The sequence below is a fragment of the Curtobacterium sp. MCPF17_021 genome (genome assembly GCF_003234605.2).
Lineage (GTDB): Bacteria > Actinomycetota > Actinomycetes > Actinomycetales > Microbacteriaceae > Curtobacterium > Curtobacterium flaccumfaciens.
Map to the genome: position 1 here is coordinate 253,744 of NZ_CP126252.1, position 13,781 is coordinate 267,524.

Annotated in this window: 13 protein-coding genes; 6 read left to right on the forward strand and 7 right to left on the reverse strand. The window is 70.9% G+C overall.

All coding sequences use genetic code 11. From position 1 onward, the window contains the following. Window positions 1-23 precede the first annotated feature (23 nt). From DEJ29_RS01235 to ppk2, 6 genes are all read right to left on the reverse strand, one after another. A complete protein-coding gene (locus DEJ29_RS01235; protein ID WP_111094414.1) occupies window positions 24-1,772 on the reverse strand; it encodes an allophanate hydrolase in 1,749 nt (582 codons plus the stop codon). Further along, complete coding sequence (gene uca / locus DEJ29_RS01240; RefSeq protein WP_502866886.1) at window positions 1,769-5,470, reverse strand: urea carboxylase; 3,702 nt, start codon at window positions 5,468-5,470, stop codon at window positions 1,769-1,771. The genes DEJ29_RS01235 and uca overlap by 4 nt, the downstream gene beginning before the upstream one ends. Then, window positions 5,467-6,171: an urea amidolyase associated protein UAAP2 gene (locus tag DEJ29_RS01245; protein WP_111094413.1), complete on the reverse strand. Its 705-nt coding sequence runs from the start codon at window positions 6,169-6,171 to the stop codon at window positions 5,467-5,469. Before DEJ29_RS01245 ends, uca begins: the two co-directional genes overlap by 4 nt. Then, the gene (locus DEJ29_RS01250) at window positions 6,171-7,010 is read right to left on the reverse strand and encodes an urea amidolyase associated protein UAAP1 (RefSeq protein ID WP_111032603.1); all 840 of its coding nucleotides are present in this window, start codon (window positions 7,008-7,010) and stop codon (window positions 6,171-6,173) included. Before DEJ29_RS01250 ends, DEJ29_RS01245 begins: the two co-directional genes overlap by 1 nt. A 15-nt stretch (window positions 7,011-7,025) precedes the next feature. Continuing rightward, on the reverse strand, window positions 7,026-8,654 hold the full coding sequence (locus tag DEJ29_RS01255; RefSeq protein ID WP_110863544.1) for an APC family permease: 1,629 nt from the start codon (window positions 8,652-8,654) through the stop codon (window positions 7,026-7,028). A 172-nt stretch (window positions 8,655-8,826) separates the two neighbouring features. Next, window positions 8,827-9,735, reverse strand: coding sequence for a polyphosphate kinase 2 (gene ppk2, locus DEJ29_RS01260; protein WP_027467245.1), 909 nt, complete (start codon window positions 9,733-9,735; stop codon window positions 8,827-8,829). 177 nt (window positions 9,736-9,912) lie between these two features. On the opposite strand from ppk2, the gene DEJ29_RS01265 reads away from it, so the two are divergent. Further along, the gene (locus DEJ29_RS01265; protein ID WP_071404761.1) at window positions 9,913-10,272 is read left to right on the forward strand and encodes a UBP-type zinc finger domain-containing protein; all 360 of its coding nucleotides are present in this window, start codon (window positions 9,913-9,915) and stop codon (window positions 10,270-10,272) included. An 18-nt stretch (window positions 10,273-10,290) separates the two neighbouring features. Here DEJ29_RS01265 and msrA read toward each other — a convergent pair whose 3' ends face one another. After that, window positions 10,291-10,812, reverse strand: coding sequence for a peptide-methionine (S)-S-oxide reductase MsrA (gene msrA, locus DEJ29_RS01270; protein WP_110858541.1), 522 nt, complete (start codon window positions 10,810-10,812; stop codon window positions 10,291-10,293). Window positions 10,813-11,009: 197 nt separating this feature from the next. On the opposite strand from msrA, the gene DEJ29_RS01275 reads away from it, so the two are divergent. From DEJ29_RS01275 to DEJ29_RS01295, 5 genes are all read left to right on the forward strand, one after another. Continuing rightward, window positions 11,010-11,369, forward strand: a complete 360-nt coding sequence (locus DEJ29_RS01275; protein ID WP_111094412.1) for a hypothetical protein — start codon at window positions 11,010-11,012, stop codon at window positions 11,367-11,369. 43 nt (window positions 11,370-11,412) lie between these two features. Further along, window positions 11,413-12,006, forward strand: a complete 594-nt coding sequence (locus tag DEJ29_RS01280) for a HEAT repeat domain-containing protein (RefSeq protein WP_111094411.1) — start codon at window positions 11,413-11,415, stop codon at window positions 12,004-12,006. A gap of 139 nt (window positions 12,007-12,145) precedes the next feature. Further along, on the forward strand, window positions 12,146-12,733 hold the full coding sequence (locus tag DEJ29_RS01285; protein WP_111094410.1) for a HEAT repeat domain-containing protein: 588 nt from the start codon (window positions 12,146-12,148) through the stop codon (window positions 12,731-12,733). An 85-nt stretch (window positions 12,734-12,818) separates the two neighbouring features. Then, window positions 12,819-13,295, forward strand: a complete 477-nt coding sequence (locus tag DEJ29_RS01290) for a DUF4265 domain-containing protein (protein WP_146248292.1) — start codon at window positions 12,819-12,821, stop codon at window positions 13,293-13,295. A 28-nt stretch (window positions 13,296-13,323) separates the two neighbouring features. Then, the gene (locus tag DEJ29_RS01295; protein ID WP_146248291.1) at window positions 13,324-13,779 is read left to right on the forward strand and encodes a hypothetical protein; all 456 of its coding nucleotides are present in this window, start codon (window positions 13,324-13,326) and stop codon (window positions 13,777-13,779) included. Window positions 13,780-13,781: the final 2 nt, after the last annotated feature.

Sequence of the window (13,781 nt, forward strand, 5' to 3'; positions counted from 1 at the left end):
CCCATCCTGACAGCCGGTGTCCGTCACGACTGCTCCCGGTACGCGCGCCAGCCGCCGTGGTGGGTGATGTCCTCGGCGCCCTCGACCGCGAACGGCTCGACCAGGAACCCGGTGACCTCGGTGCCGTCGTCGAGCGCCACGGTGCCGATCGCCATCGGTGCCGGCAGGGCCGCGACGAAGGTGCCGAAGCCGGCGGCTGGCAGGCGCCAGACCTCCCCGACGATGCCCGAGCCCGAGCCCGAGCCCGAGCCCGAGCCGGAGCCCGGCGCGGCGGCGCCGGGCGCGACCGGACCCACGCGGACCACCCCGGGCTTGGGCGGCACCGTGTCGAGGGCGTACAGCCGGTAGTCGGACGCGGTGCGGGCCTCCCGGACGAACGATCCGCCGGACGCGACCAGCTGTCCGTTCAGCGGCTGGCCGCGCAGGTGCGCTCCGACGACCAGCAGGTCGACGGTGGGAGCAGCGAAGGCGGACGCCAGCGCCGCCAGGCGCCGGTCACTGAACGCCGGGCCGGTGAGCATCACGCCGAACGGGAGCCCGTCGACGAACCCGGCAGGCACGGCGAGCGAGGCCAGGTCGAGCAGGTTCGCGAAGTTCGTGTACCGACCCATCCGGCTGTTCGCGCCGATCGGGTCGGCCGCGACCTGGTCGAGCGTCGGGTGCCACGTCGTCGTCGGGGTGAGCAGTGCCGTGGTGCCCTCGAGTGCGGCTCGGCCCGCTGCCCCGAACGCGTCGAGCCGTTCCTGGTCGGCGAAGAGCTCCGCGGCGGTCGGGCGTGCGCCACCGAGCACGATCGCGGCGACCGACGGGTCGAGGTCGGCACCGATCTCGTCGCGGTGGGCCTCGATGTGGGCGCCGACGGCCGCGTACCGCTCGGCGACGAACGCTCCGTCGTAGAGCAGCGACGCGGCGTCGAGCAGGGGTGCGATGTCGACCTCGACCACCTGGTGTCCGAGCGCACGGAACCGGTCGACGGCCGCGGCGAACGCCTCGGCCCAGCCGGGTGCGAGCCCCGCGAGCTGCGACGGCAGCGGCACCGCGATGCGCGGGACGGCGGGCAGGTCGGCGAGGGCGAGGTCGGGCCGCGCGAGCGGGTCGACGCCGTCCGGACCGGCCATCAGCTCGGCCGCCGTGCGCGCCAGGTCGAGCGACCGGGCGAACACCGTGACGCAGTCCTGCGACCGGCAGGCGGGGACGACCCCGGTGTTCGGCACGAGCCCCTTCGTCGGTTTCACCCCGACCAGGTTGCCGAGCGCGGCGGGCACCCGGCCGGACCCGGCGGTGTCGGTGCCGAGCGCGAAGTCGACGATGCCCAGGGCGACCGCCGTGGCGGAACCGCTCGACGAGCCGCCGGAGATCCGCGTCGGGTCCCAGGCGTTCCGGACCGCGCCGAAGGGCGAGCGGGTGCCGACCAGGCCGGTGGCGAACTGGTCGAGGTTCGTCTTGCCGACGACGACGGCTCCGGCGGCGCGGAGCCGGGCGACGGCGGTGGCGTCGGCGGTGGGGTCGTGGGCGTAGGAGCGGGCGGCTGCGGTGGTGGGCAGCCCGGCGACGTCGATGTTGTCCTTCACGGCGAACAGCAGGCCGGCCAGGGGCAGCGTCGGGTCGACGGCTTCGGCCTCCGCCAGCACGTCGGCACGGTCGCGCAGGGTGATCCAGACCTCGGGGCGGTCGACGGCGTCGATGCGGGCGAAGGCGTCGCGGACGCGGGCCGCGGCGGACGTCGTGGCGGCCGCAGTGGCGGTCCCGCCCGGCGCGCTCGTCCCGCTCACGCTGCCGCTCCGATCGCGGCGAGGACCTGGCCCGGCGCGACCTGGTCGCCCGGCTTAATGTACACCTCGAGCACGTGGCCCGGCACCGGTGCGTGCACCATCGACTCCATCTTCATCGCCTCCACGGCCAGCAGCTTCTGCCCCTCGTCCACGCGGTCTCCCGGGCGGACGTCCACCTGCCACACGGTCGAGGTGAAGGGGGCGTACACGGCGGTCGACCCCTCGGGCACGGTCACGGCGTCGGCCACCACGGCGGCCGGCTCGTCACGGACGTCGAACTCGCCCGATGCCCGCCACCGCTCCTTCTCCTCGCCGAACGCCTGCGCCTGCTGGGCCCGGAAGTCGGCGATGGACCCGGCGTTGTCGGCCAGGAACCGGTTGTACGACGCGATCGAGAACTCGCCCTCGACGGTCTCGAACGAGCCCCGTCCGGCGTCCGTCTCGGCGCGCAGCTCGAGCAGCTCGTCGGCGCCGACCGGGTACCACTCGATCCGGTCGAAGAACCGCAGCGCCCACGGGTTCTCCTGGAACAGCCCGCCCCGGCGGAACCGGTTCCAGATCTGCACGGTGCGGCCGACGAACTGGTAGCCGCCCGGACCCTCCATGCCGTAGATGCACAGGTACGCGCCGCCGATCCCGACGGAGTTCTCGGCGGTCCAGGTGCGGGCCGGGTTGTACTTCGTCGTGACCAGGCGGTGCCGGGGGTCGAGCGGGGTCGCGACTGGGGCACCGAGGTACACGTCGCCCAGGCCGAGCACCAGGTAGCTCGCGTCGAACACGGTGCGGAAGACGTCGTCGACGCTCTCCAGCCCGTTGATGCGACGGATGAACTCGATGTTCCACGGGGTCCACGGGGCGTCGTTCCGGACGCCGTTCATGTACCGCTCGATCGCCAGGCGGGTGGCCGGGTCGTCCCACGACAGCGGCAGCTTCACGGTGCGCGACGGCACGACGAGCTGGTCGGTCGGCGGGATCTCGTCCTCGAGCTCGCGGAGCAGCCCCGCCACGTCGCGCGCCTTGAGCACGGACGCGTCGGTGTGCACCTGCAGCGAGCGGATGCCCGGCGTGATGTCGAGGATCCCCTTCGGCGTGTGCTCCTGCAGCTTCGTCATGAGCGCGTGCACGCGCATCCGCAGCGCGATGTCGAGCGTCATGTCGCCGTACTCGACGAGCACGTTGTCGTCGCCGTCGCGTCGGTACGCGACGCTCGGCCGCACGTCGGTCGCGTCCAGGCGGGCGATCACGCCGTCGTCGCCGTCACCCCCGGTGCGCGGCACCGTCCTGGAGGCCCGGCGTGCGTCGAGCGAGGCGGCGTCGGCTTCGCGGACGGGGACGAACCGGACCGTGTCACCCGGTCGGAGCTGGCCCAGCTTCCACAGGTCGCCGCTGGCGACCACGGCGGGGCAGACGAAACCGCCGAGCGACGGCCCGTCCGGCCCCAGGATGATCGGGGTGTCCCCGGTGAAGTCGATCGCACCGACCGCGTACGGGGTGTCGTGGATGTTCGACGGGTGCAGGCCGGCCTCGCCGCCGTCGGTCCGCGCCCACTCCGGCCGCGGCCCGATGAGCCGGATGCCCGTGCGCGCCGAGTTGTGGTGCACGGCGTAGTCGGTGGCGTAGAAGACGTCGAGGTCGGCGCGGGTGAAGAAGTCCGGTGCGGCGTGCGGCCCCTCGGTGACGGCGATCTCCCACGCGTCGGTGAGCGCGGTGCGGCGGTCGGCCGGGGTCGGACCGCCCACCAGGCCCAGACGGGTCCCCGACGGGAACGCCGGGTGCGGGGCGTCCGAGTCCGGGGAGCCCGGGCGCAGGACGTCGCCGGCGAGCAGGGCCCGACCGGCGTGGCCGCCGAAGCCACCGAGCGTGAAGGTCGCGGTGGAGCCGAGGTACGTCGGCACGTCGAAGCCGCCGCGGACCGCCAGGTAGGTGCGGAGGCCCGGACCGGGCACCGTGCCGATCGCCAGGGTCTGCCCGGCGCCGACCTCGACCGGCTCCCACAGCGCCACGGGTTCGCCGTCGAGGGTGACCGGTGCCGGCGCACCCGTGAGCGCGACCACCGCGGCGGCCGAGAAGCGGAGCGTCGGGCCGGTGGCGGTGACCTCGAGCGCGGGGGCGCCGTCCGGGTTGCCCACGGCCCGGTTCGCCTCGGCGAAGGACGCCGCGTCGAACGGGCCGCTCGGCGGGACGCCCACCTGCCAGTACCCGACCCGTCCGGGCAGGTCCTGGATCATCGTCATGGTGCCCGGGGCGACGACGTCGATGCGCGGGTCCGGGTCCTCGGTCGCGTCGAGCGTCGAGGTGGAGTGCGTGGCGGTGCGGAGCTCGAGGTCGTCGGTCAGCGCGCGGAGCAGCCCGGCGTTCGTGACGATGCCGTCGATGCGGGTGGCCGCGAGCCCGTCGCGCAGCAGGTCGAGCGCGTCGTCGCGGGTCTCCCCGGTGGCGATCACCTTGGCGAGCATCGGGTCGTAGAACGCGGACACCTCGGAGCCGGTCTCGACCCAGCCGTCGACGCGGATGCCGGTGCGCTCGCCGGATGCCGTGGTCGCGCTCGGGAACAGGGCCTGGGTGACGAGGCCGCTGGAGGGCAGCGAGCCCTTCGCCGGGTCCTCGGCGTAGACGCGGGCCTCGACGGCGTGGCCGTTCGGGGTCCAGGTGCGGTCGAAGACGTCGGGGTCGATGCCGGCGGCACCGTCGCGGGCCAGGCGGAGCATGAGCTCGACGAGGTCGACGCCGAACACTTCCTCGGTGACGGGGTGCTCGACCTGCAGGCGGGTGTTCACCTCGAGGAACGACGCCTCTTCGCGCACCGGGTCGTAGACGAACTCGACGGTACCGGCGCTGCGGTACCCGACGCTCTCGGCCAGGCGGCGGGCGGACGCGTGCAGCTCGGCACGGACGTGCTCGGGGAGTGCCGGTGCCGGGGCCTCCTCGATGACCTTCTGGTTGCGGCGCTGCAGGGAGCAGTCGCGGTCGCCGATCACCGCGACACGGCCTTCGCCGTCGGCGAAGAGCTGGACCTCGACGTGCCGGGCCGGCCGCACGAGTCGTTCGAGGAAGATGCCGGCCGACCCGAAGTTCGCGGTCGCCAGGCGGACGACGCTCGTGTAGGCCTCGCGGACCTCGTCGAGGGTGGAGCACGCCTGCATGCCGATCCCGCCGCCACCCCCGGTGGCCTTGAGCATGACGGGCAGCCCGATGCGCTCGGCCTCGGCCACGGCGTCGTCGACGCTGGCGAGCAGTCCGGTGCCGGCGAGCATCGGGACCCCTGCTGCGGCGGCCAGCTCGCGGGCGGTGTGCTTCGCGCCGAACCGGACGATCTGGTCGGCGGTCGGCCCGACGAACCGGATGCCGGCGTCTTCGCAGGCCTGGGCGAAGTCGGTGTTCTCGGACAGGAACCCGTAGCCGGGGTGCACGAGCCCGGCGCCGGTGTCCTTCGCAGCCTGCACCACCGCGTCGATGCGCAGGTACGAGTCGCGGGCGGGTGCGGGGCCGAGCCGGACGGCGGTGTCGGCCTCGCGCACGTGGGGTGCCGCGCGGTCGGCGTCCGAGTAGACGGCGACGGTGCGCATGCCGAGCGCCTTGGCGGACCGGATGATGCGACGGGCGATCTCACCGCGGTTCGCGACGAGGACGGTGTCGGGGCTGAGGGCAGGGGTCTGGTTCACGGTGGCGGTCCCGGTGGGGTCGGGCGCGGCGGTCACGGCTGGACCACGATCATGCGCAGCGGTGTGCAGGAGAAGTCGTTGCAGGGGTTGTTCATCTGCGGGCAGTTCGAGACGACGACGAGCACGTCCCGCTCGGCCCGGATCGCGACCCGCTTGCCGGGGGCGCTCATGCCGTCGACGATCCCGAGGGCACCGTCGGCCTCGACCGGCACGTTCATGAACCAGTTGAGGTTCGACACGATGTCGCGGGCACCGAGTCCGTGGCGGCCTGCCTCGGCCAGGAAGTTCTCGCGGCAGCCGTGCTGGTACCGGGTGTGGTGCCCGTACCGCAGGGTGTTCGACTCCTTCGAGCACGCGCCGCCGATGGTGTCCTGCCGGTCGATCTCGTTCGCGACGACGGTCATCAGCGGGTGGCCCTCGTTCGACATCAGGACGGTGCCGGTCCGGACGTACGCGTTGCCCTGTGCGGCGAGGGTGTCCGGCACGCTGTACCGCTCGTCGGGGTCGTGGGCGTCGTAGAGCAGGCAGTCGGCGCTCTGGTTGCCGCCGACGTCGACGATGGTGAGCACCTCGCCGGCGCGGACCACGGCAGACCACGGCGCCAGCGGGGCGACCCGGTCGTCGCGGACCACGGTGCCCGGCACCAGGGACTCGCTCCAGTCGAGGGCGACGTCCGGGTCGTGGACGGCTCCGACCGGGACGGTGGAGGTGGGGGTGTGGGTCGTCGTGTCGGTCATCACAGGCCTCGGGCTTCCGCGTGGTCGATCGAGTTCAGGTAGGCGCGGGTGAGCTCCGGCGTCGCGGTGAACCGCTCGTCGGCCGCGGTCGTCGGGGCCCCGCGCCAGGCGTGCACCCGCAGTGGTCCGACGAGGTAGTCCGGGCGGGGGTCGATCGGGTGCGCGACGTTGGCGACCAGCACGAGCAGCGGCAGCTCGGCGACGAGCGTGACGTGGGTGCCCGCGCCCGCCGAACCGGTGAAGGTCATCGCCCCCTCGGCGTCGATCCGCACGCCCTGGAAGAACGAGATGCTCGGCGGCAGGTCTCGCTTGGTGAGCCCGTGCTTCGCGGCGGCCTTCGCGAACAGCGACCGACCGCTCGGGGTGCGCCCCTCGGGTGCTGCGTCGCCGTACTTCCGCTCGTTCCAGGCGTCCGTCGAGGTGCCGCAGAACGCGTCGTGGTGCCCCGAGGTGTCCTCGAGCACGGTCGCCAGCGCCCGACCGTCCCCGCTCAGCAGCGGCGAACCCTGGCCCAGGTACGCCTGCCACGGGATCTTCTGGGTGTCGGCGACGTTGAGCCGCTCCCACGGTTCGAGCGCGTTGAACACCAGGACGTTGGCGCAGGCCTGACCCGTCGGGTCGTCGAACCGCAGCCGTGACCCGCGGGCCAGCACCTTGTGCGTGTACCCGCCCGGCGCCACCGTCTCGGCCCAGACGAGCTGAGCGGGGTCGACGCCCTCGGGGGCGAACGGTGACGACGACGCCGGCAGGTACGGCATGTACTCGGACTGCGAGCCGGCCTGGGCGCGTGCGTCGGACCGGGAGGCGAGCACGCTGTCGGTCTGGTGGAGGTCGCGCATGGGGTTCCTTCCGGATCAGGCTTCGACGGAGGCGGCGGTCGGGCTCGCCGCAGTCGCGGCTGCGGGGACGGGCACCGCCGCGGTGGTGGGCACCTCGGCCAGGGTGATCGGCCCGTGCGTGCGGTGCCGCCAGCTCGACCACGCCCAGCCGACGAGCAGCACGCCGCCGATGAACAGCAGGGCGCTGTACTGCAGCCACCACGAGGTGCCGGTCAGGTCGTAGATCTCCGGCCGGGGCCAGATGAGGTTGATCGCCATGCCGATCTGGAACGCCACGGCCAGGGCGTTCAGCGGGATGCCCCAGCGACCGAGGGTGAACAGCGGCTTGCCGTCCTCGTCCACCCCGGTCGGCAGCCCCGTGCGACGGAGCTTGATCCGCTGGACCAGCAGCGGGCCGGTGACCCCGAGGTAGGCCAGGTAGAGCATCGCGATGCACAGGCTCGACAGGGCGGTGAAGATCGCGGACTGCCCGATGTTGACGGCGAGGGCCAGCCCGGCGCCGACCCCGACGACGATCGACGCGGCGATCGGGGTGCCGGTGCGGGGCGAGACCCGTGCGAGGGTGCGGTGGAAGGGCAGCGCCTTCTCGCGGGCCATCGAGTAGACCATCCGGGCTCCGGCGGTCTGCACGGCGAGGGTGCAGGCGAAGACGGCGACGGCGACGGTGCAGAGCAGGAGGCGACCGAAGACGTCGCCGAGGGTCGAGGTGATCACCCAGGCGAGGCCCTGCGTGGCGAGCTTGCCGTCGGTCAGGCTCGGGGCAGCGACGAGGGCGCCGATGATGAGCAGCCCACCACCGAGGCCGGAGACCGTGAGCGCCCGGACGATCGTCTTCGGGGTGGTCCGACGCGGGTTGTGGGTCTCCTCCGCGAGCTCACCAGCCGAGTCGAAGCCGACCATCACGTACGCGGCCATCAGCGAGGAGGCCAGGAACGCCCACACGTACGGCTCGGTGCTCGTCGACCCGGCGGTTGTGAACACCACGGACGCGCTGCGGTGCGGCAGCAGGAACAGGGCGCCGATGAGCACGACCACGCCGATGATCTCGATGAGCACGCCGAAGCTCGTCACGCGGGCCATCAGCCGGACGCTCGTGATGTTCACGATCGTCGTCACGGCGAGCATCACCAGCCCGAGGACCACCGCGTTCGCGGCACCGGTCGGCGACGCGACGGACGGGTCCGCGCCCGGACCGCCGACGACCTGGAACCCGTCCCAGATCGCGGGGAGCACGGCCTGCACGGCGATGGCCGCCACCGCGACGGTGAGGATCTGGCCGATGATCATCGTCCAGCCGGTGAACCACCCGAACCGGGCTCCGGCCAGGCGACTCGACCACTGGAAGATCGCGCCGGAGATGGGCCAGCGGGCCGCGAGCTGCGCGAAGTTCAGCGCGACGAGCAGCTGGCCGCCGAAGACGAGCGGCCACGCCCAGAAGAACGCAGCACCGCCGAGCCCGAAGCCGAGTCCGAACAGCTGGAAGACCGTGGTGAGGATCGAGACGAAGGAGAAGCCCGCCGCGAAGGAGGAGAACGAGCCGACTCCGCGGTGGAGTTCCTGCTCGTAGCCGAGGCGGGCGAGCCCCTGGGTGTCGACGTCGGACGTGGCGCGCGGTGCGTGGAGCGGTGCTTGCGGAGAACGCATGACTGCAGACCTTTCGCGGAGTACCTGTCGGGTGACAGGTAGTGCGACAAGTGTCTTGCGGCCCTGTGTCGTCGCCGTTGCCCGTCTGTTTCGAGTGCGTGACGGCAGGCCTCGGCGTGTAAACGTTCCGAGTCGGCGGGCGGATCAGCGGCGGGGGATCACCGGTGGGGGATCACTCGACGTCCACGTCCCGCTTGCCGCGGCGGACGATGAGCGGGTCCGGCTTGCCGATGACGTCGGCGGCCTTGTCCGGGTAGTCGAACTGCGTCAGGAAGTACCGCATGGCGTTGAGCCGCGCGCGCTTCTTGTCGTTCGACCGCACGATCGTCCACGGCGCGTAGCGCTTGCTCGTCCGGGTGAACATCGCCGTCTTCGCCTCGGTGTAGTCCTCCCACCGGTCGAGCGAGAGCAGGTCGATGTCGGACAGCTTCCACCGCCGCACCGGGTCGAGCTGGCGCATCGCGAACCGGGTCCGCTGCTCGCGCCGGGTCACCGAGAACCAGAACTTCGTCAGGTGGATGCCGGAGTCGACGAGCATCCGCTCGAACTGCGGCACCTGGGTCATGAACGACTCGTACTCGTCGTCGCTGCAGAAGCCCATCACCCGTTCGACGCCGGCACGGTTGTACCAGGAGCGGTCGAACAGGACCATCTCACCCGCGGCCGGCAGGTGCTGCACGTACCGCTGGAAGTACCACTCACCACGCTCGCGCTCGGTCGGCTTGCTCAGCGCGACGACCCGCGAGGTCCGGGGGTTGAGGTGCTCCGTGAACCGCTTGATCGTGCCGCCCTTGCCCGCGGCGTCACGACCCTCGAAGAGCACGACGACCTTCTGGCCGGTGTCCTCGAGCCAGTACTGGCACTTCAGTAGCTCGATCTGCAGCAGGTACTTCTGGTACTCGTACTCGTCCCGCGGCAGGCGCTCCGAGTAGGGGTAGTCGTCCTGCCAGGTGAGCACCGGGTTGCCGTGCGGGTCGATCAGCTCCGGGTCGGCCGTCTGACCGTCCGCGACGCTGTACCCCTCGGTTCGCAGCTGTTCGATGTACTCCCGCAACGGCTGCGAGTACGGCGCTGTGTCCACGGTGTCCTCCCTCTGCGAGCCGATCGGCTGTCGGCCCCAGGGCCATCCTGGCCCGGCCACCCGCACGACCGCCCCACGCCTCGCCCTGGACGCGACCCGATGACGGCCTGGAGGCGCGGTGCGGGCCCGCCCCGTGCCTCCCGACCGCATGTGGCCCTTCACAGGCATGATGGGGCCATGACGGACCAGGCCGAGATGATCCACCCCGAGATCGCACCGAGCGGAGACGGGTGCGTCGAGTGCGACGCGACCGGCTCGTGGTGGGTGCACCTGCGCCGCTGCGCGGCGTGCGGCCACGTCGGCTGCTGCGACGACTCCCTCAACACCCACGCGACGCGGCACTGGGAGGAGACCGGGCACGCGGTCATCCAGAGCTACGAGCCCGGCGAGACCTGGGCGTGGGACTACCGCGACGACACCCGCTCCGAGGGGCTCGAGCTCGCAGCCCCCACCAGCCACCCCGTGACGCAGGCAGTCCCCGGGCCGGCGGATCGCCTTCCCGGGGACTGGTTGGAACTGCTCGGCGGATCACGCTGATCCGCGGCGGTCGTCAGGTCAGACGGCCGCGGTCGCCTCATCGCGGTGCGGGAGCTTCCAGCCCGGACGCACGAAGTGGCAGGTGTAGCCGTGCGGGTTCTTCTCGAGGTAGTCCTGGTGCTCGTCCTCGGCCTCCCAGAACGGGCCGGCCGCGGTGACCTCGGTGACGACCTTGCCGGGCCAGATGCCCGACGCGTCGACGTCCGCGATGGTGTCGAGCGCGACCTGCTTCTGCTCGTCCGAGGTGGTGAAGATGGCCGAACGGTAGCTGCGACCGATGTCGTTGCCCTGGCGGTCCTTCGTCGACGGGTCGTGGATCTGGAAGAAGAACTCCAGCAGGTCCCGGTACGAGATCTGGGACGGGTCGAAGACGATCTCGACCGACTCGGCGTGGTCGCCGTGGTTGCGGTACGTCGCGTTCGGCACGTCGCCGCCGGAGTAGCCGACGCGGGTGCTGACGATGCCGGGACGACGACGGAGGAGCTGCTGCGCTCCCCAGAAGCATCCGCCGGCGAGGATGGCGGTCTCGGTGGTGGTCATGGTGGCCTCCTGGGCTCTCGTGTCACTGGCTGCGACACCGTGTGGTGCAACCGGCAACAGGGACGATCTGTTCCCGTCGTCAGGTCCGCTGTGGGGCACGGACCCACCCGGGTGTGCGGTCGGTACGACTCGACCCTACGAGTCCGTGCTCCGTGTCACCCCTGCGGTACGGTCGGGCTCACATGAAGGGGTCATCCATGCACGACGAGGTCCAACGCCGTCCACGCGGTTGGTGGCTGCTCGGACTCGCGTTCTGTTTCCTCGTGTTCCTCGAAGTCTTCGTGGCGATCGGCTCCCTGCCGGGGATGCTCGCCGCGCAGCTGCAGTACACCCCGTGTGGCTCCGACGAGACGATGCGGTGTTCGTACGCCGTCGGGGAGACCGCACAGATCCTCGTGCCGCTGGCCGCGTTCATCGTCGCGATCACGACGTGGGTCATCGGGGCGTCCGGTGCCCCCACGGTACGGCGACGGGTGCTGACGCCGGCGATCGGCCTCGTGGTCATCGTCCTGACCTTCGTGCTCGGTGTCGTCGCGGTCAATCTGTCGATCCGATGACGGTCGTCAAGCGAACTCGCCGCCACACGCTCCGGAGGACCTGATGCCGTTCACTGCAGAAGAAGCCGCCGAGCAGTCGGCGATCCTGGCGGACCTCCGCGCGCTGGGGTACGACTTCTCGAACCTGTCCGTCTTCGCCCAGGCCGGTGTCCGGTACAAGGACGCGGTTCCCCTGCTGATCGAATGGCTGCGGAAAGCGACGACGCCAGCGATGCAACAGGACCTCGCTCGGGCGTTGAGCAATCCATCCGCGAAGGGGACCGCGATGCCGGCGCTGATCGAAGCGTTCCGGAACTTCACTGACGAAGCGGGCACGCGCTGGGCGGTGGGGAACTCGATCGAGACCGCGTACGTGGACACGTACTTCGACGACGTGGCAGCGCTCGCGCTCGATCCGCAGTACGGAGGAGCACGGCAGATGGTGGCCCTCGCGCTGGGGAAGTCGAAGCGGCCGGAAACGGTCGATGTCCTCCTGCAGCTCATGGACGACCACGACATCAGCGGGCATGCGGTCTTCGCACTGAGCAAGCGGCCGAACCCGCGAGCGCGCGAGGCGTTGGAAGAGAAGTTGACCGACGACCGCCCCTGGGTGCGGAAGAAGGCCGCGCTCGGGCTGCGGAAGATCGGGTCGTTCTGACCCCGCTCGTTGCGGGAGACTGCTCTTCGCGTCGATTCTCGTCGAGGAGCGCTTCCAGCAAGCCGAAGCGGCGTCGATCGACCTGCGGTGATCGAGACCAAGGAATGGCGCTCGACGCCATCACGCTCCCGAGGACCTGATGCCGTTCACTCCCGAAGAAGCCGCCGAGCAGTCGGCGATCCTGGCCGACCTCCGAGCGCTGGGGTACGACTTCTCGAACCTGTCCGCCTTCGCCCAGGCCGGGATTCGTTACGAGGACGCGATCCCCCTGCTGATCGAGTGGCTGCGGAAGGCGCGGACGCCGATGATGCAGCGGGCAGTCGCTCACACGCTGACGAACCCGTCGGCAAAGGGCGCAGCTATGCCCGCGCTGGTCGAGGCGTTCCGGAACTTCACCGACGAAGCGGATACGCGCTGGGCGGTGGGGGCCTCGATCGAATCAGCGTACGTGGACACGTACTTCGATGACGTGGCAGCGCTCGCGCTCGATCCGCAGTACGGAGGCGCTCGCCAGATGGTGGCCCTCGCGCTGGGGAAGTCGAAGCGGCCCGAAGCGGTCGATGTCCTCCTGCAGCTCATGGACGACCACGACATCAGCGGGCATGCGGTGTTCGCGCTGAGCAAGCGGCCGAACCCGCAAGCGCGCGAGGCCTTCGAGGAGAAGTTGACCGACGACCGCCCGTGGGTGCGGAAGAAGGCTGCGCTCGGGCTGCGGAAGATCGGGTGATACGGTCAGGCCGCGTGAAGCGGTCATCCATCCACGACGAGGGTCAGCGCCCGTCTGTTCGTGGCGTCTCGCTGGAGAAGGTCGCTTGACTGCACCCGATCCAGCTCGATGGGCGTTGCACCCGAACCCGGTGTGGGCTGGCCGAGTCGACTTCGTCGCGGACGCGACGATCGCTGAAGATCCGATGAGTCCTCTGCAGTTCGAGCAGCTCCTCTTCCGGGACCTCGGTGACGGCACCCACCAGCTCTGCTGCATCCCGTTCTTCACGTACGGCTGGTCGCTCGGTGACAGAGTGCGTCTCGAGGAGCGTGACGGAGTCGGTCCCACGCCGACTGCAGTTCTCGAACGAAGCGCATTCTGGGTTCTCCGAGCATTCGTTGAGCGTGATGACGCAGCCGCAGCACTCCTGGAGCTGTTGCAGCGATATGACGCGCTCGTGGAAACGCGCGGGCGTCTGGTCGCGTTCGCGGTCGAGGGCACCCAGAGACTCGCTGCTGTTCGAGAAGCACTGGAAGCTCTGCAGCGTCCGGACTTTCTGTCCTACGAGACCGGCTGGCTCTGACCCCGCTCGTTGCAGGAGACTGCTCTTCGTGTCGATCTTCATGGAGGAGCGCTTCCGGCAAGCCGGAGCAGCGTCGATCGATCTGCGGGGCACGACGGTCTGGGCGATCCTCGACCTTCCGCCCGGGATCGCACGGGGAAGGATTGTGTTCGAGGCGGCCCGTGGTGATCGAGACCAAGGAATGGCGCTCGACGCCAAGGGGTCGACGGTGACGATCAACCATCTGAGCGGGCGCGGCTTCCGGCTCTGGACGGATACGGCACCGCCGGTCATCGAGTTCGCGGTCGACGACCCGTCACGCCTCGAGCGGATGCGGGTGTGGAACGTCTGGCGCTCCCCGTACGGCTCGGAGGATGCATGGACGGGGAACTTCGGCATGATCGTCGAGCAGGAGGTCGACGCGATGGTCGTTCGGTGCAGCAACGGACTGGGCGACGTCGACTTCGAGGACTTCCGCTTCCGCATCGAGTTCTCGCATGCATGAGG

Coding starts and splice junctions, on each gene's coding strand:
- DEJ29_RS01245 (WP_111094413.1), bottom strand. CDS start 6,171: ATGACCGACACGACGACCCACACCCCCACCTCCACCGTCCCGGTCGGA.
- DEJ29_RS01250 (WP_111032603.1), bottom strand. CDS start 7,010: ATGCGCGACCTCCACCAGACCGACAGCGTGCTCGCCTCCCGGTCCGAC.
- DEJ29_RS01255 (WP_110863544.1), bottom strand. CDS start 8,654: ATGCGTTCTCCGCAAGCACCGCTCCACGCACCGCGCGCCACGTCCGAC.
- DEJ29_RS01265 (WP_071404761.1), top strand. CDS start 9,913: ATGACGGACCAGGCCGAGATGATCCACCCCGAGATCGCACCGAGCGGA.
- msrA (WP_110858541.1), bottom strand. CDS start 10,812: ATGACCACCACCGAGACCGCCATCCTCGCCGGCGGATGCTTCTGGGGA.
- DEJ29_RS01275 (WP_111094412.1), top strand. CDS start 11,010: ATGCACGACGAGGTCCAACGCCGTCCACGCGGTTGGTGGCTGCTCGGA.
- DEJ29_RS01280 (WP_111094411.1), top strand. CDS start 11,413: ATGCCGTTCACTGCAGAAGAAGCCGCCGAGCAGTCGGCGATCCTGGCG.
- DEJ29_RS01285 (WP_111094410.1), top strand. CDS start 12,146: ATGCCGTTCACTCCCGAAGAAGCCGCCGAGCAGTCGGCGATCCTGGCC.